The 15,409-nt window shown below is 72.4% G+C and carries 15 protein-coding genes and 1 riboswitch; of the genes, 8 read left to right on the plus strand and 7 right to left on the minus strand.

What is annotated here, in order from left to right; genetic code table 11:
• Positions 1 to 272 precede the first annotated feature (272 nt).
• The 3 genes from ACFY8U_RS23445 to ACFY8U_RS23455 all read left to right on the plus strand — a co-directional run bounded on the left by ACFY8U_RS23445 (position 273) and on the right by ACFY8U_RS23455 (position 3,280).
• Positions 273 to 1,205 carry an N-acetylmuramoyl-L-alanine amidase gene (locus tag ACFY8U_RS23445; protein WP_389573143.1) on the plus strand — a complete coding sequence of 311 codons (933 nt, stop codon included), beginning with the start codon at positions 273 to 275 and terminating at the stop codon, positions 1,203 to 1,205.
• A 92-nt stretch (positions 1,206 to 1,297) separates the two neighbouring features.
• Complete coding sequence (locus ACFY8U_RS23450; RefSeq protein ID WP_389573146.1) at positions 1,298 to 2,143, plus strand: DUF5336 domain-containing protein; 846 nt, start codon at positions 1,298 to 1,300, stop codon at positions 2,141 to 2,143.
• A 126-nt stretch (positions 2,144 to 2,269) separates the two neighbouring features.
• Entirely contained in the window at positions 2,270 to 3,280 is a 1,011-nt protein-coding gene (locus ACFY8U_RS23455; protein ID WP_389573148.1) for an LLM class F420-dependent oxidoreductase, read from the plus strand.
• 2 nt (positions 3,281 to 3,282) lie between these two features.
• Here the strand turns inward: ACFY8U_RS23455 and ACFY8U_RS23460 are convergent, their stop codons facing one another.
• The gene (locus ACFY8U_RS23460) at positions 3,283 to 3,834 is read right to left on the minus strand and encodes a hypothetical protein (RefSeq protein ID WP_389573151.1); all 552 of its coding nucleotides are present in this window, start codon (positions 3,832 to 3,834) and stop codon (positions 3,283 to 3,285) included.
• A 111-nt stretch (positions 3,835 to 3,945) separates the two neighbouring features.
• Between ACFY8U_RS23460 and ACFY8U_RS23465 the strand changes: the two genes are divergently transcribed.
• Positions 3,946 to 4,233, plus strand: a complete 288-nt coding sequence (locus ACFY8U_RS23465) for a hypothetical protein (protein WP_389573153.1) — start codon at positions 3,946 to 3,948, stop codon at positions 4,231 to 4,233.
• 610 nt (positions 4,234 to 4,843) lie between these two features.
• On the opposite strand, the gene ACFY8U_RS23470 is transcribed toward ACFY8U_RS23465, so the two are convergent.
• From ACFY8U_RS23470 to ACFY8U_RS23480, 3 genes are all read right to left on the minus strand, one after another.
• Positions 4,844 to 5,923: a prenyltransferase gene (locus tag ACFY8U_RS23470; RefSeq protein WP_389573155.1), complete on the minus strand. Its 1,080-nt coding sequence runs from the start codon at positions 5,921 to 5,923 to the stop codon at positions 4,844 to 4,846.
• The gene (locus ACFY8U_RS23475; RefSeq protein ID WP_389573156.1) at positions 5,920 to 6,717 is read right to left on the minus strand and encodes a class I SAM-dependent methyltransferase; all 798 of its coding nucleotides are present in this window, start codon (positions 6,715 to 6,717) and stop codon (positions 5,920 to 5,922) included. Before ACFY8U_RS23475 ends, ACFY8U_RS23470 begins: the two co-directional genes overlap by 4 nt.
• A 166-nt stretch (positions 6,718 to 6,883) precedes the next feature.
• Positions 6,884 to 8,212, minus strand: a complete 1,329-nt coding sequence (locus tag ACFY8U_RS23480; protein WP_361434807.1) for a glycosyltransferase family 4 protein — start codon at positions 8,210 to 8,212, stop codon at positions 6,884 to 6,886.
• Positions 8,213 to 8,430: 218 nt separating this feature from the next.
• Between ACFY8U_RS23480 and ACFY8U_RS23485 the strand changes: the two genes are divergently transcribed.
• Complete coding sequence (locus ACFY8U_RS23485; protein ID WP_389573160.1) at positions 8,431 to 9,129, plus strand: TetR family transcriptional regulator; 699 nt, start codon at positions 8,431 to 8,433, stop codon at positions 9,127 to 9,129.
• A 17-nt stretch (positions 9,130 to 9,146) separates the two neighbouring features.
• Here ACFY8U_RS23485 and ACFY8U_RS23490 read toward each other — a convergent pair whose 3' ends face one another.
• The 3 genes from ACFY8U_RS23490 to ACFY8U_RS23500 form a co-directional block, all read right to left on the minus strand.
• A complete protein-coding gene (locus tag ACFY8U_RS23490; protein WP_389573161.1) occupies positions 9,147 to 9,689 on the minus strand; it encodes a hypothetical protein in 543 nt (180 codons plus the stop codon).
• Positions 9,690 to 9,773: 84 nt separating this feature from the next.
• A complete protein-coding gene (locus ACFY8U_RS23495; RefSeq protein ID WP_361593572.1) occupies positions 9,774 to 10,007 on the minus strand; it encodes a ferredoxin in 234 nt (77 codons plus the stop codon).
• Positions 10,007 to 11,476 (minus strand): aldehyde dehydrogenase, encoded by a 1,470-nt coding sequence (locus ACFY8U_RS23500; RefSeq protein ID WP_389573164.1) that lies wholly within the window; start codon positions 11,474 to 11,476, stop codon positions 10,007 to 10,009. Before ACFY8U_RS23500 ends, ACFY8U_RS23495 begins: the two co-directional genes overlap by 1 nt.
• Before the next feature lie 215 nt (positions 11,477 to 11,691).
• On the opposite strand from ACFY8U_RS23500, the gene ACFY8U_RS23505 reads away from it, so the two are divergent.
• The 3 genes from ACFY8U_RS23505 (at position 11,692) to ACFY8U_RS23515 (ending at position 15,404) form a co-directional block, all read left to right on the plus strand.
• The gene (locus ACFY8U_RS23505) at positions 11,692 to 12,669 is read left to right on the plus strand and encodes a teichoic acid biosynthesis protein C (protein ID WP_389573167.1); all 978 of its coding nucleotides are present in this window, start codon (positions 11,692 to 11,694) and stop codon (positions 12,667 to 12,669) included.
• Positions 12,670 to 12,835: 166 nt separating this feature from the next.
• Complete coding sequence (locus ACFY8U_RS23510; protein WP_389573169.1) at positions 12,836 to 13,870, plus strand: MBL fold metallo-hydrolase; 1,035 nt, start codon at positions 12,836 to 12,838, stop codon at positions 13,868 to 13,870.
• Positions 13,871 to 13,977: 107 nt separating this feature from the next.
• A riboswitch (cobalamin riboswitch) is annotated at positions 13,978 to 14,055 on the plus strand.
• Positions 14,056 to 14,153: 98 nt separating this feature from the next.
• Entirely contained in the window at positions 14,154 to 15,404 is a 1,251-nt protein-coding gene (locus ACFY8U_RS23515) for a prenyltransferase/squalene oxidase repeat-containing protein (RefSeq protein ID WP_389573171.1), read from the plus strand.
• The last annotated feature ends 5 nt before the right edge of the window (positions 15,405 to 15,409 follow it).

Consider the following 15,409-nt stretch of genomic DNA (forward strand, 5'->3'; position numbering starts at 1 on the left):
CGGGCGCACCCGGCGGGCCCGGCGTACCAGGTGTCCCTAGGGACCCTGACGCCCCCGGCGCCCCGTAGGCCCAGGGCGTCTCCGAGACCCTCGGGTCCCTCGGCTCCCCCGGCCCGGTCGATGGACGTGCGTCGATCGGCTCTTCCCCCGCCACAGTTCCCCCCGTGGTCCGTGTCTCCTCTCTCCCTACCCATCACAGCCCCCGCACAGTCCCCGCACAGTCCTGTCGCGTCGACGGACCGCCCGGCGGGCCCGCCTACTAGAGTCGCAAGGTGCCGTACGACCACCGCAAGATCCTCACCCGCGCCGCAGCCCGCGCCGGAGCCCGCGCCGCAGCGCTCACCGGAGCCCGTGCCGCAGCGCTCACCGGAGCCCTCACCGTCTGTGCCGCCCTCGCCGGCTGCGGCGCCGGCTCGCAGTCCGCCGCCCCGAGGACACCGGACGCCAAAGCGACCCGGTCCCCGGCGACACCGGCGACCCCGGACACGGCCTCGGCGCCCACGGCAGCCACCCCGGCCCCCGCCCGGGCCCTTCCGCTCGCCGGGCGCACGATCGTCGTCGACCCCGGTCACAATCCCGGCAATTTCCAGCATTCCCGTGAAATCAACCAGAAGGTTGATATCGGCACAGCACGGAAGGAATGCGACACCACAGGCACCTCGACGAACGCGGATTACACCGAAGCCGCATTCACCCTGGATGTTTCACACCGTCTGCGCGATCTCCTCAAGGCCCAGGGCGCGAAGGTCGTGCTCACCCACGATGCCGACCGCCCCTTCGGCCCCTGCATCGACGAGCGGGCCCGGATCGGCAACTCCGCGCGCGCCGACGCCGTCGTCTCCGTGCACGCCGACGGATCCGCCACCGGCAACCGCGGGTTCCATGTGATCGTGCCCGCCCAGGTCAGTACCGGCGTGGCCGACACCACGAAGATCGTCGGCCCCTCCCGCGACCTCGGCGAGGACATCGCCCGGCAGTTCGCCCGCGCGACCGGCACCGCGCCCGCCAACTACCTCGGCTCCGGAACGGGGTTGGACGTACGGGGCGATCTCGGGGGACTCAATCTCTCGACCGTGCCCAAGGTGTTCGTCGAATGCGGCAATATGCGTGATTCGAAGGATGCCGCACTCCTCACGAACGCGGCATGGCGTCAGAAAGCGGCGCAGGGCATCGCGGACGGCATCGGGACCTACCTCAAGGGGTAGTACCGACGGGCGATAGATTCCCTCCGTACGATGGGGGCCGCCCCCGTGCTTTCGCGCCACCCCGACGAGACGACCCGACGAAGGACTCTTACGTGAATATCCGCTCCCTCACTCGAGGCGATGGCGTTCTGATCGGTGCAGCGGTGGTGCTGTTCATCGCCTCATTCCTCGACATCAGCGGCTGTGACGCCGGCGCCGCGATCTGCGACCAGGTCCCGAGCACGAACTCCTGGGAGATCTCGCCCCTCGGCTGGGGCGCCTTCCTCCTCGGCATCGCGGGTGCCGCTCTCGTCGTTCTGTCGCACGCACTTCCGCAGCCCCGTAAGGTCGCGGGTCTTGAGCTGGGCCAGGTCGGCGTCGCGTTCGCCGTGGCCTCGGCCTGGAACGTGCTGATGTGGATGTTCGAGTCCGACAACGCCGGCGCCGGCCTCATCCTCGGCCTCATCGCCGCCCTGATCCTGGCTGCCGCCGCCGTCGCCGCCCCGCTGGTCCCGGCCCTCAAGGGCCCGCTGCTGAGCGCGCCGAAGCCGCAGACCCCGCAGCCGTACGGCATGCAGCCGGGTCAGCCCGGCCAGCAGGGCGTCCCCGGTGGCTACGGCTACCCGGGCGCGCAGCAGCAGCCCTACGGTGCTCAGCCCCAGCCGTACCCGGGCCAGCCGCAGCCCGACGCGCAGGCCCAGCCGGCCGCTCAGCCGACGACCGCCCAGCCGGCCCCCGCGCAGGGCCAGGGTCAGTCCGGTGACTTCGCGCCGTTCTGGTTCGCCGTCCCGGTCGCCCGTCCGCTGTACGCGGAGGACGGCTCGCCCACCCCGATCGCCGAACTGGCCCCCGGTACCTGGTACCTGGCGGTCGAGCAGCGCGGCCCGGGTCTGATCGCCCAGACGCAGGACGGCCGCCGCGGCGTCCTCCAGGACACCACCGGCATCCAGCGCGGCTGAGCACCCACGCTCCTCCGCTCGGACGCACCCACGGCCCCTCGCCCGGAATCCCTTCCGGGCGAGGGGCCGTTGTCGTACAGTCCCGGGAAGTGGTGATCTGACGGATCGTCAGAAAGGCTGGACGTCATGCGTCTCGGACTCGCTCTCGGCTACTGGGGGCGCGGCCCCTCCCCCGCCCATCTGGAACTCGCCCGCGAGGCGGAGCGGCTCGGGTACGACTCGGTGTGGACCGCCGAGGCCTGGGGGTCCGACGCGTTCACCGCGCTGACCTGGATCGCCGCGCACACCTCCCGTATCGGACTCGGGACCGCCGTCGCCCAGATGGCCGCGCGCACGCCCACCGCCACCGCCATGCACGCCCTCACGCTCGACCACCTCTCCGGCGGGCGGATGATGCTCGGGCTCGGTCTGTCCGGGCCGCAGGTCGTCGAGGGCTGGTACGGCCGGCCCTTCCCCCGCTCCCCGTTGACGGCGACCCGCGAGTACGTGGAGGTGATCCGCCAGGTACTGCGGCGCGAGGGGCCCGTCGCGCTGGACGGACGGTTCCACTCCCACCCGTACGCCGGGGACGACGGCACCGGGCTCGGCAAGGCTCTCAAGCCGATCACCCATCCCCTAAGGGCCGATCTGCCGGTGCTGCTCGGGGCGGAAGGCCCCAAGAACATCGCCCAGACCCTGCGGATCGCCGACGGCTGGCTGCCGCTCTACTGGTCCCCCGCGCGGTACGCCGAGGTCTACGCCCTTCCCGACCGGCTCCCCGACGGCTTCCGTGTCGCCCCCATGGTCCGTGCGCAGCTCTGCGACGACCCGGCCGAGGGACTGCTGCCCGTCAAGGCGATGCTCGGCTTCTACATCGGCGGCATGGGGCACGCCGCCCGGAACTTCCACGCCGATCTGATGGGGCGCATGGGACACGAGTCCGAGGCCCGGCACATCCAGGAGCTGTTCGCCGCGGGCCGCCGCGAGGAGGCCGTGCTCGCCGTGCCCGACGCCTTCGCGGACGAGATCTCACTCGTCGGGCCGAGGGAGCGGATCGCCGAGCGGCTCGACCGGTGGCGAAAGGGCCCGGTCACCGACCTGCTGGTCACGGCGCCGGACCCGGCCACGCTACGGCTCCTCGCGGAGCTCAACACATGAGATCATCCGCCCAGTTGTGACGTGCTGGGCACCTTGTCGGTCACCACCGCGCCCGCGCTCCTGCCCGCGTCCTTCACGTCGGTGATGACGTCCTCGAACGCCCCGACGTCGGCCTCGCTCGCCTCGCCCTTACGGAGCTTGGTGCCGAGGTCCTTGAGCTTGTCGATGCCCGCCGTGAGCGGCGCGACCGCCTTCGACAGGAGCGGGTCACCCTTGGCGTTCTCCGTCGCGGCCTTGAGCCGGTTGTAGGCGAAGGCACCCGCGAGGCCGGCCTTGACCAGGGCGAACGTCCGTCCGTCCGCGCCCTTCTTGAACTTGCCGTCGCGGTACGGCTTGACGATCCACTGGTACGTCGCGCCCGCCGCCAGGCCCGCGTTGGCGACGAAGCGGGTCTTGGCGAGCCGCTGCTGCTCGACCGTGCCCGTCGGCGTCACCGTGCCGCTCGCGCTCTCGTCGTTGCCGCCGCAGGCTGCGGTCGTCAGGAGCAGCGCGCAGGACAGGACGAGCGCCACGACGCCGTGGCGTATCGGACCGGAGGGTACGGAGCGGGGCACGGCGGAACCTCCCTGAGGGCTTTGGCGACAGCCTCGCCCCGCCCCCGTGGCTCCGCCACCCGGGCGACTCCGAACGGGTTTCGGCCATCGGATCGCGGCAAACCGAACGTCATGACTTCACGCAGCGGCACAACGCAGACGGCGAGAGTCATCGCCGTGGTCGCCGACATCATGGCCGGCCTGATCATCCTGTGGATCCTCATGTACCTGCTGGAGGCCAACCGGGCCAACGCCCTGGTGAGCTTCGTACAGGACGCCGCCCACTGGCTGGCGGCATGGTCCCACGACCTCTTCACCTTCGACGAGGCGTGGGCGCGGGTGGTGACGGGGTACGGCCTCGCCGCCGTCGTCTACCTCGCGATCGGCCACGCGGTCGCCGGCAGCCTACGCTGCCACTGACACCGCACGACCGGCCCGGAGCTCGCCCCGCAGCCACCCCGCCGCTGACGCCACGCGTCAACCCCCGCCGGGCCGGCCCGGCGGGGGCCCGCATGCAGCCCGCCGCTGACGCCCTGCGACCGGCCCGGCGATCGGCCCGGGGGGCAACCCGGCGGCCACCCCAGCGGTCGGCCGACCGCGCAGTCAGCCCGGGCAGACAGCCCACCGCTGACGCCGCGCAGTCAGCACGGCGGTCCGCCCAGGTGCAGCCCACGCCCACCCCCCGCGGGCACCCCGCCGCTGACGCCCCGAGGTCAGCCCAGCGGTGGGCCCGCCGCTCACGCCGCGCAGTCAGCCCGGCGTCAGCCCCGGCGACCACCCCCCGCAGTCAGCCCGGCAGTTCGCCCGCCGCTGACGCCACGCGGCAACCCCCGCGGTCGGCCCGGGGCCGGCCGACGGCCAGCCCTGCGGCCGGCCACCGCTGACGCCGCGCAGTCAGCCCGGCAGTCGGCCCGGAGTCAGCCCGGCGGCCAACCCCCGCAGTCCGCCCGGCGGCCGCCCCCCGCAGTCAGCCCGGCAGTCGGCCCTGCGGCCACCCCCGCGGCCGGCCGCTGCGGACCGGCCGGCGGTGTCAGGAGTCGCAGCAGTCCGGCTCCAGGCCTGCCGGCAGCCGTTCTCCGCCGAAGACCGCTACCGTCGCCTCGTCTCCGCCCAGTGCCGCCACGGCGAGGAGCAGCGAGCCGGCCGTCCAGGTCGTGAGCTCCTCGGGCCACACGGCCTTGTCGCCCTCGAAGACGTACCCCGTCCAGTACATACCGCCCTCGGCGCGCAGGTGCTGGATGGACTGGAGGATCTCCAGGGCGCGGTCGGACTCCCCCATCGCCCACAGCGCGAGGGCGAGCTCGCAGCTCTCGCCGCCGGTCACCCACGGATTGGGCAGGACGCACCGCACACCGAGCCCGGGGACGACGAAGTCGTCCCAGTGGGCCTCGATCCGGGCCGTGGCCTCGGCGCCCCTGACGGCGCCGCCGAGGACCGGGTAGTACCAGTCCATCGAGTAGCGGGACTTGTCGAGGAAGCGCTCGGGGTGGCTGCGGATCGCGTGGCCGAGCGCACCCGCCGCCAGCTCCCAGTCGGGCTGGGGCTCCTCGCGCGCCTCGGCGATGGCGAGCGCGCAGCGCAGCGCCTGGAGGATGGAGGAACTGCCGGTGAGGAGCGCGTCGTCGACCGCCGTGCCGTCCTCCTCCCGCTTCCAGCCGATCTGCCCGCCGGGCTGCTGGAGGGCGAGGACGAACTCGACGGCGGCGTATACGACCGGCCACATCCGGTCGAGGAAGGCGTCGTCGCCGGTCGCCAGGTAGTGGTGCCAGACGCCGACGGCGACGTACGCGACGAAGTTCGACTCCCGGCCCCGGTCCGTGACGTCGTCCGGGTCGCCGTCGCGGTAGGCCGCGTACCAGGAGCCGTCGGCGTTCTGGTGCCGGGCCAGCCACTCGTACGCCCGGGCCGCCGCCGTGTGCTCGCCGGCCGTGTCCAGCGCCATGGCTGCCTCGGTGTGGTCCCACGGGTCGAGGTGGTGGCTGCGGAACCACGGGATCGCCCCGTCCTCGCGCTGCGCGGCGAGGACTCCGGCGACGGTCTCGGCGGCCTGCTCGGCGGTGAGGACGCCGGGCAGGAGCAGGTGCTCCGCGATCTGCTCGGGAGAGGTCACTTGGCCGCGTCCACAGCGTCCGAAGCGGCGTCAGAAGCGGCATCCGAAGCGCTGGCCGCGGCGTCTGCGTCGGCCTTCGGCAGATGCGGCTTCGTCGCGTACGCCACGAAGCTCTTGCCGACCACCGGGTTGAGCAGCTGCTCGGCGACCCGGGTCAGGGCCGGCTTCTTCATGATGTCCCAGACCAGGAGCTTGTGGTACGCCCGCACCGGCAGGGCCTTGTCGTTGTCCACGCCGAAGGCGCACTTCAGCCACCAGTACGGCGAGTGCAGCGCGTGCGCGTGGTGGGTGCCGTACGGCTTCAGGCCCGCCTGGCGGATCTTGGCGAGCAGCTCGTCCGCCTTGTAGATGCGGATGTGGCCGCCCTCGACCTCGTGGTACTCGTCGGAGAGGGCCCAGCAGACCTTCTCGGGGCCGTAGCGCGGGACGGTGATGGCGATCCGCCCGCCGGGCTTGAGCACGCGGACCATCTCGGCGAGGACGCCCTTGTCGTCCGGGATGTGCTCCATGACCTCGGAGATGATCACGACGTCGAAGGACTCGTCGGGGAAGGGCAGGTTGAGCGCGTCGCCCTCCATCGCGGTGGCGGTCGCACCGGCCGGGGCCTCGCCTGCCTCCTTCATCGCCGCGAACCACTTGGCGACCTCGCGGATCTCCTCGCCGTTCTGGTCGAGGGCCACGACCTGGGCGCCGCGCCGGTAGCACTCGAAGGCGTGCCGGCCCGCACCGCAGCCCAGGTCGAGCACGCGGTCGCCGGGGGCGAGCGGGAAGCGGGTGAAGTCGACGGTCAGCACGGGGTCCTGCTTTCGGTGTTGACGGGAGGTTGCGGGGCGGCGCTGGGTGGTGGGCAGGCGTTCCGCACGGCGACGGGGGTCCCCCCTGCCCGTGCGGAGCCGAAAGCTCGGGGAAGGGCGGGCACACCCCATCCACCCGGCCGCACCCGGCGCACACGGCGAGGGGTCACCCGGCGCCTCCGCGCACCCGGGCGCCCTGGCGGGCGATCGCCTCGCGATAGAGGTCCGCGGTGCCTTGCGCGGCACGCGCCCAGGTGAAGCGCTCCAGGACCCGCGCCCGCCCCGCCGCCCCGAGCCGCGCGCGGAGTTCCGAATCGGCCAGGACCCGGCCGAGCGCGGTCGCCAGGGCGTCCGCGTCACCCGGCGGCACGGCCAGACACGTCTCGCCGTCGGCCCCCGCGACCTCCGGGATGGCGCCCCCCGTCGTGGCGACGAGCGGCGTCCCGGTCGCCATGGCCTCGGCGGCCGGCAGGGAGAAGCCTTCGTACAGCGAGGGCACGCACGAGACCTGGGCGGAGCGGACGAGGTCCACCAGCTCCGCGTCGGAGATGCCCTTGACGAACTCGACGGCGTCCTGGAGTCCGTACCGCTGGATGGCCTGCGCGACCGGCCCGTCCTCGGCGCGCCTGCCGACGACGACGAGGTGCGCGGCGGGGTTCTCGGTACGGAGCTTCGCCAGGGCCTCGACGAGGTGGATCAGGCCCTTGAGCGGGACGTCGGCGCTGGAGGTGGTGACGATCCGGCCGGGGATCTCGGCGACGGACGGGTCGGGGGACCAGAGGCCGGTGTCGGCACCGATGTGGACGACCCGGATGCGGTCGTCGCGTACGCCGAGGTGCTCGACGATCTCCTGCCGGGAGGTGCCGGAGACGGTGAGGACGGACGGCATACGGCGGGCGACGCGCTTCTGCATCCGGGTGAAGCCGTACCAGCGGCGGACGGAGGCGCGGCGCTTCCAGTCGGCGGCGGCGTCGAGCTCCAGCTGCCGGTCGACGGTGATGGGGTGGTGGATCGTGGTGACGAGCGGGGCGCCGAGCGCGCGGGTGCCGCCGAGGAGTCCGTAGCCGAGCGTCTGGTTGTCGTGGACGACGTCGAAGTCGCCGCGGCGGGCGGCGAGCATGCGCCGGGCCCGCAGGGAGAACGTGAGGGGCTCGGGGAAGCCGCCGGTCCACATGGTGGCGACTTCCAGGGCGTCGATCCAGTCTCGGTACTCGTCCCGCTTCGGCGTACGGAAGGGGTCGGGCGAGCGGTAGAGGTCGAGGCTGGCGATCTCGGTGAGCGGCACACCCTCGTCGAGGGTCGGGTACGGCTGCGAGCCGATGACCTCGACGTGGTGGCCGAGGCGGGCGAGTTCGCGGGAGAGGTGGCGGACATAGACGCCCTGACCGCCACAGAAAGGATTACCCTTGTACGTGAGGAGAGCGATCCGCAACGGAATGTCACCGTGATCGGTGACGCCCTGGCGGGGGCCTGCCTCTATGGCCTCAGCGGTCACTCGCGGCCCCCTTCAAGCGTGCGTTTCGCGGGAGCGTAACCGCTCGCGCTAATCTAGAACAAGTTTCAGACTTGATCGTTCTTGATCGTTCAAGGAGCACAGAATCTACCGGCAGGTAGCCCCGCCGTAAGAGCCGGATCAGGTGATTCGCGCCACGACGGAAGCCCCGCCATACTCCGGCCATACTGTCGCTCCCCCACCGCACGGAACGGGACTTCATGACCGCGGAAGAAAGACCGGCCTCGCCGCCCCTGACAGAGCGCCAGGAGGCGCGACGCCGCCGCATCCTGCACGCCAGCGCGCAGCTCGCCGGGCGGGGCGGTTTCGACGCCGTACAGATGCGCGAGGTCGCCGACGCGGCCGGGGTGGCCCTGGGCACGCTGTACCGCTACTTCCCGTCCAAGATCCATCTGCTGGTCGCGACGATGCAGGACCAGCTCCAGCACATGCACACGACGCTGCGGAAGCGTCCGCCGGCGGGCGACACCTCGGCCGAGCGGGTCGCGGAGACCCTGATGAGGGCGTTCCGGGCGCTCCAGCGCGAGCCGCAGCTCGCGGACGCGATGGTGCGGGCGCTGACGTTCGCGGACCGGAGCGTGAGCCCCGAGGTGGACACGGTCTCGCGGCTGACGACGGCGATCATCCTGGACGCGATGGGGCTCGAACACCCGACGCCGCAGCAGCTGTCGGCGGTACGGGTGATCGAGCACACCTGGCACTCGGCGCTGATCACCTGGCTGTCGGGTCGGGCCTCGATCGCACAGGTGAAGATCGACATCGAGACGGTCTGCCGCCTGATCGACCTCACCGCACCGAGCGGACAGGCCGGGCAGGGCCGGCCGGCCGCGCAGAACGCACCGGGAGCGCCGAGCGGGCCGGCCACGCCCGCGGCCGCCGAGGGCCGCGGAGCGGTCTGACGGAGCCCCAGGAGCCGTTACGGCTTCTTGTTCTTCTCCAGGTCGGCCTTGAACAGGGCCTCGCACTCCGGGGTGTTGTCCGTACCGATGAACATCACGATGGCGAAGCCGGCGGCGCCGTGGTTGCTGGCCTTGACCGACCAGGTGCCCTTGTTCAGCGTCTTGACGGTGGAACCGGACTGCTCCGTGGCCGGGCCCTCCTTCCAGCCGCCACCGGTCAGCGCCGTCACCGTGGCGTCGTAGGACTTCTTCGGGTCCGCCGCCTTCTTGGCGTCGGCCGTCCAGGACACCATGCAGCTCTTGAGCTCGGCCGGGACCGCGTCGCCCGAGGGGTCCTCGGTGAAGCCGGCCGCCGTGGCCGCGGTCCCGATCTCCTGCCGTACCGCGGCCGCATCCGGGCTCTCGCCGCCGCCCGCCTCCGTACCGCCGGTCGTGGAGCCCGAGGAGGAGGCGGACGAGCCGCCCTTGTTCTTGCCCGAGCCGCCGCCCTCGGTGCCGCAACCCGCCACCAGCAGCACCACACCGGCGGCCGCGGCCGCCACCCCCATCGCCTTGCGCACAACTCTTCCAATCCTCGGCGCACGCGGGCCTGTTGCCCTCGTGGTCAGAGGAAGATTTTTGCACGCGTGAACGAGTGCTCGCGGCTACTCCTCCGGCGGGAAGACCGGCTCCCCGCTGTCGAGCAGCGTGATCAGGATGGCCTCCACCGGGCAGCCCTCGGCCGCGGCCAGCACCCGCTCGTTCGCGTCCGACTCCGGTTCGCTCGGGTGGGACTGACGGGCCGTGTCGAGGCGGAAGCCGTCCGGGGCGTGGTTCACGCACATGCCGGAGCCGATGCACACCCCCCGGTCGACCTCCACATGCCAGCGGTCGCCCATCAGGCACCACCCGGCCCCTCGTACCCGGCCGGCAGGTGGATCATCTTGTGCTCCAGGTACTCGCCGAAGCCCTCCGGGCCGAACTCCCGTCCCAGGCCCGAGTTCTTGTAGCCGCCGAAGGGGCCGAGCATGTCCAGGCTGAAGGTGTTGATGTTGAACGTGCCCGTGCGGACCTGGCGGGCGAAGTCGATGCCGTGCTCGACGTCCCCGGTCCAGACACTGCCGCTGAGCCCGAAGTCGGAGTCGTTGGCGATCCTGAGCGCCTCGCTCTCCTCCCCGTACGGAAGGAGGCAGATGACCGGGCCGAAGATCTCCTCGCGGGCGATCCGCATGGTGTTGTCGACGGCTCCGAAGAGGGTCGGCTCGACGTACCAGCCGCGGTCCAGGCCGGCCGGACGGCCGCCGCCCGTCAGGACCTTGGCGCCCTCGTCCTGGCCCAGCTTGATGTAGTCGAGGGAGCGCTGCCGCTGCCGCTGGGCGACCAGGGGGCCGACCTGGGTGGCCGGGTCGAGCGGGTCGCCGACCACCAGCGCGCCCGCGGCGGCGGCGAACGCCTCGGCGATCTCGTCGTACCGGCTGCGCGGGGCGAGGATGCGGGTCTGGGCGACGCACGCCTGGCCGTTGTTCATCCAGGCCGCGGGGACGATCCCGGCGACGGCGGTGGCCACGTCGGCGTCGGGCAGGATGACGGCCGCGGACTTGCCGCCGAGTTCGAGGGTGACACGGGTGAGGTTGCGGGAGGCGACCTCCATCACGCGCTTTCCGGCGGCGACCGATCCGGTGAAGGAGACCTTGTCGACGCCCGGGTGCCCGACGAGGTACTCGCTGACCTCGCGGTCGGCGGGCAGGATGGAGAGGACGCCTTCGGGGAGCCCCGCCTCGGTGGCGATCTCGGCGAGGATGTACGAGTCGAGCGGCGACTCGGGCGAGGGCTTGAGGACCACCGTGCAGCCGGCGAGCAGCGCGGGCCCGAGCTTGGCGGCGGCGGTGAACTGCGGGACGTTCCACGGCACGACCGCCGCGACGACACCGACCGGCTCACGCCGCACCAGGATCGGCCCGAGTACGCCGGCGCGCCTGCTCTCGTACGGGAAGTCACGGGCGATGGTGATCGCCGCGTCCCAGACCATCATGGCGCCGAGGGCCTGGGCGAGAACGCTCCAGGAGTACGGGGAGCCGTTCTGGGAGCTGATCGAGCGGGCGATCTCCTCGTGGCGTACGGCGATGGCGTCCTTGATCCGCCCGACGACCGCGATTCGCTCCTCGAGCGTCATCCGGGGCCAGGGCCCGTGGTCGAAGGCCTCGCGCGCGGCGGCGACGGCCCGGTCGACATCACCCCGGGATGCGTGCGGCACACGGCCGATGACCTCCTCGGTGTGCGGCGAGATCACCTCGATGACGTCCCCGCCGGCCGGATCGGTCAACGCCCCGCCGATGTACAGCTTTCCGTGCTCCACAAGCTCGGTCATGGCCGACTGCCTCCCGGAACCCGCACTGTTTCTGACTGTGTATCAGAACTGATATCAGTTCTAGTTATAGGGGGCAATGGCCCTCACCGGCACTCGGGCCACCAAGGCGGCCGGATCCCCAACCGACCACCCAGACCCCTCAATCGGCCACTCTCCTGCGCCGGATAGCATCGCGTTTTCCCTTCCCCCCAAACCCCTGCCTGGAGTTTCCCCCCATGAACCACACCCCTGGCTCCCCCCTCTCCCGTCGCGGCCTCATACGCGCCGGCGCAGGTGCCTCGCTCGCCGCACTCGGGCTCGGTGTCGGCGCCCAGACCGCCTCCGCCGCGGTGGCCGCCACCAAGCGGTTCGATCTCACGCAGCCGTCGCACGACCTGTTCCGGTCCGCGAACACGCACGGTGCGCGGGTCCAGCAGAGCTTCGCCTTCGACTGGGTGAACAAGTTCCTGTTCGTGGCGACCAAGCGGACCGGAAGCCCCGAGTCCGCCGGTGACCTGTGCATCAACAAGATGGACTTCGACGGGAACTACATCTCGTACATGCACCTCGACGGCTTCGGCCACGGCGTCGCCTTCGCCGCGCTGCCGAGCGGTTCCGGCACCGAGCTGTGGATCGAGTGCGCCGCGAACACCGGCGGGTACGGCACGGCGCTCGCTCCCATCCGGTACACCGCCGACACCACCCTGGGCTCGCCCGCCGGCTCGGCCGCGTACCGGCCGATCTCCGGGGCCACCGAGTACACCTGCTCCGTCGACCCCGTCTACCGGCGCATGATCGTGCGCTACCACACCAGCGGGGGCAAGCGCATCGCCGTGTACCCCCTCTCCGCCTTCGAGACGCGCGACTTCGGGTCGCCGCTGGTCGACTTCGCACAGCCGTCGATCCCCGGCACTCCGCAGGGCTACACCCTCTACGGCTCGTACATGTACTACCTGACGGGTGACGCCTACCCCGGCGACGGCACCCCCACCGGCGACGGCAACTCCTACGTCACCAGCGTCGACATCAACACGGGCACCGTGAAGCAGGGCCCCGTCCTCACCAAGGCCGGCTCCACCCTCCACCACCGCGAGCCCGAGGGCCTGGCGGTCTACCGCACCGACGCCGGCGAGGCCCGCCTCTTCATCGGCTTCGCCACCGGCGTCGAGGGCGACCGGCGCTCCAGCATCTTCTACAAGAACGTACTGATCTGAGCCATGTCCGCGCGGCGGCCGTGTCCGGCCGCCGCGCGGACACCACCCCAGGCCCGGCCGCCGCGCGCCCGACAATGCACCGCGGGCTACTCTGACGGATCGTCAGTTCTCGTTATAGTGGCCCTGGTCGAGCAATCGCCCTGCCGTCGCGGAGAGATGAGGGCCCATGAGCCAGGTGACCGAGCACGGCGGAGGCGTCTGGTCGATCCGGGTACCCATTCCGGACAACCCCCTCGGGCACACCCTCGTGCACGTCCTCGACACGGACCGCGGGCCCGTGCTGATCGACACCGGCTGGGACGATCCGGCGTCCTGGAACGAACTGGCCGACGGGCTGACCGCGTTGGGCACCTCCGTACGCGACGTGCACGGGGTCGTCATCACCCACCACCACCCCGACCACCACGGCCTCTCGGGCCAGGTGCGCGAGGCGTCCGGCGCGTGGATCGCGATGCACGCCGCCGACACCGCCGTCGTCCGCCGCACCCGCGAGTCCGAACCCGGCACCTGGCTCGACTACCTCGCCCGCAAGCTGGCCGCCGTCGGCGCCCCCGAGGAGCACACGGCGCCGCTCCGCGCCGCCCGCACCGGCCGCGCGAGCACCCTGCCCGGGCTGCGCTCCGCGCTCCCCGACCGCGAGATCGTCCCCGGCGAGCTCCTCGATCTCGCGGGCCGCCGACTGCGCGCGGTCTGGACTCCCGGACACACCCCCGGCCATGTCTGCCTCCACCTGGAGGAGGAACACCCCGCCGGACTCCCGGGCCACGGCCGGCTCTTCTCCGGCGACCACCTGCTCCCCGGGATCTCCCCGCACATCGGCCTCTACGAGGACCCGGACGACGCGACGGCCACCGACCCCCTGGGCGACTACCTGGACTCGCTGGAGCGGATCGGGCGGCTCGGCGTCGCCGAGGTGCTCCCGGCCCACCAGTACGCCTTCACCGACGCCGCCGGCCGGGTACGGGAGCTCCTCGACCACCACGAGGAACGGCTGACCGGCCTCCTGCGCCTCCTCGCGACCCCGCTCACCCCCTGGCAGCTCGCCGAGCGCATGGAGTGGAACCGCCCGTGGGACCAGATCCCGTACGGCTCCCGGACGATCGCGGTCAGTGAGGCGGAGGCCCATGTGCGCCGCCTCGTGAAACTGGGCCGCGCGGAGGCCGCACCGGGCACCGACCCCGTGGCGTACGTGGCGGTGTGACGCCCCGGCCGCCCTCGGTCCGGGCGGACGTGTGAGGCGCCTCGCACCCGCCGGTCGGGCGGTGTACGGGCCGGTAGAGTGTGCGAGTCGTCCTCACACCCGTACGGGGGGAAGCCGGTGCAAATCCGGCACTGACCCGCAACCGTGACCGCCCTCGCCCGCCGTGGACGGAAGCCGGAATGCCCCGCCCGGGACGTGACCGCCGGCACCGTCGAGGAATACGGAGCCGAGCCTGGTGCCTCAGCGTGCCGGTGCCCGGCCGCAGGAGAGGGCCACAGCTCGCATGATCACCGTCCGTCGCGGCGCCGCCGCGTTCGCCGCCGCAGCGGTGCTCTGCACCGGCGTCGCCCCCGTCGCATCCGCCGCGCCCTCCCCGTCCGCGACCCCCGCGCCCGTGATCCCCGCCGGGCTCTACGGCACGAAGGACCCGACGTACGACGGCGTGTGGCGCCAGTCGCTCGCCTTCATCGCCCAGACCACCAGCGGGGTGCAGCCCGCCGACGAGGCCGTGTCCTGGCTGCGGAAGCAGCAGTGCGACAGCGGCGCCTTCGCGTCGTACCGCCCGGACCCCGCCAAGCCCTGCGACGCGGCCACCATGCTGGACACCAACGCCACCGCCGTCGCCGTCCAGGCGCTCACCGGCGCCAAGCGCCAGAGCACCGACCCCGAGCCCCTCGCCAAGGCGGCCGCGGCCGGCGCGACCTGGCTGAAGGGCGTACAGAACAAGGACGGCGGCTGGGGCTACAACCCCGGCGGCCCCAGCGACGCCAACTCCACCTCGATCGTCATCAGCGCTCTCACCGCGCTCGGCGAGAAGCCCGGCGCGGTGAAGTCCGCCGAGGGCAAGACCCCGTACGACGCCCTGCTCGGCCTCGCCGTGCCCTGCTCCGCCACGGAGGGAGCGGGCGCCTTCGCGTACCAGCCCGACAAGGACGGCAAGCTGCTCGCGAACGCCGACGCCACCGCCGCCGCCACGCTCGCCGGGCTCGGCAAGGGCATCACCGCACGGGGCGTGGAGCCCCAGCAGAGCCCCGTCTGCACCGACCTGGCGAAGCCCACCATGGACCGGGCCGCGCTCAACGGCGCCTCCTACCTGGCGGCCGCGCTGGCGAAGACCGGCCACCTGAACACCCCTCCGATGCCCGGCGCCACCGACCCGACCGAACTGCCCGACCACGGCAACACCGCCGACGCCGTCGTCGCGCTCGCCGCGACCGGTGCCACGAAGGAGGCGTCCGGCGCGCTGGCCTGGCTCCAGAAGAACTCCGCCGCCTGGGCGAAGGAGAGCGGCCCCGCCGCGTACGCGCAGCTGATCCTCGCCGCGAAGGCGATGCACGTCGACCCGCGCGCCTTCGGCTCGACCGACCTCCTCAAGGAGCTGGCCGCCACCGGGCCCGCGCCGCAGGCCTCGCCGTCCGCCGCGCCCGCGGCGAGCGACGACGACTCCGGCTCCTTCGACGTGTGGTGGATCATCGGCATCGGCATGGTCGTCGGCGTCGGCATCGGCTTCCTGGTGAGCGGGCGCAAGAAGTGAGGGCC

The sequence above is a fragment of the Streptomyces sp. NPDC012508 genome (assembly GCF_042902595.1).
GTDB lineage: Bacteria > Actinomycetota > Actinomycetes > Streptomycetales > Streptomycetaceae > Streptomyces.

Bases quoted from the DNA above. Each gene is read 5' to 3' on its own strand.
- ACFY8U_RS23455 (WP_389573148.1), top strand. From the start codon at position 2,270: ATGCGTCTCGGACTCGCTCTCGGCTACTGGGGGCGCGGCCCCTCCCCC.
- ACFY8U_RS23465 (WP_389573153.1), top strand. From the start codon at position 3,946: ATGACTTCACGCAGCGGCACAACGCAGACGGCGAGAGTCATCGCCGTG.
- ACFY8U_RS23485 (WP_389573160.1), top strand. From the start codon at position 8,431: ATGACCGCGGAAGAAAGACCGGCCTCGCCGCCCCTGACAGAGCGCCAG.
- ACFY8U_RS23495 (WP_361593572.1), bottom strand. From the start codon at position 10,007: ATGGGCGACCGCTGGCATGTGGAGGTCGACCGGGGGGTGTGCATCGGC.
- ACFY8U_RS23500 (WP_389573164.1), bottom strand. From the start codon at position 11,476: ATGACCGAGCTTGTGGAGCACGGAAAGCTGTACATCGGCGGGGCGTTG.
- ACFY8U_RS23505 (WP_389573167.1), top strand. From the start codon at position 11,692: ATGAACCACACCCCTGGCTCCCCCCTCTCCCGTCGCGGCCTCATACGC.
- ACFY8U_RS23510 (WP_389573169.1), top strand. From the start codon at position 12,836: ATGAGCCAGGTGACCGAGCACGGCGGAGGCGTCTGGTCGATCCGGGTA.
- ACFY8U_RS23515 (WP_389573171.1), top strand. From the start codon at position 14,154: ATGATCACCGTCCGTCGCGGCGCCGCCGCGTTCGCCGCCGCAGCGGTG.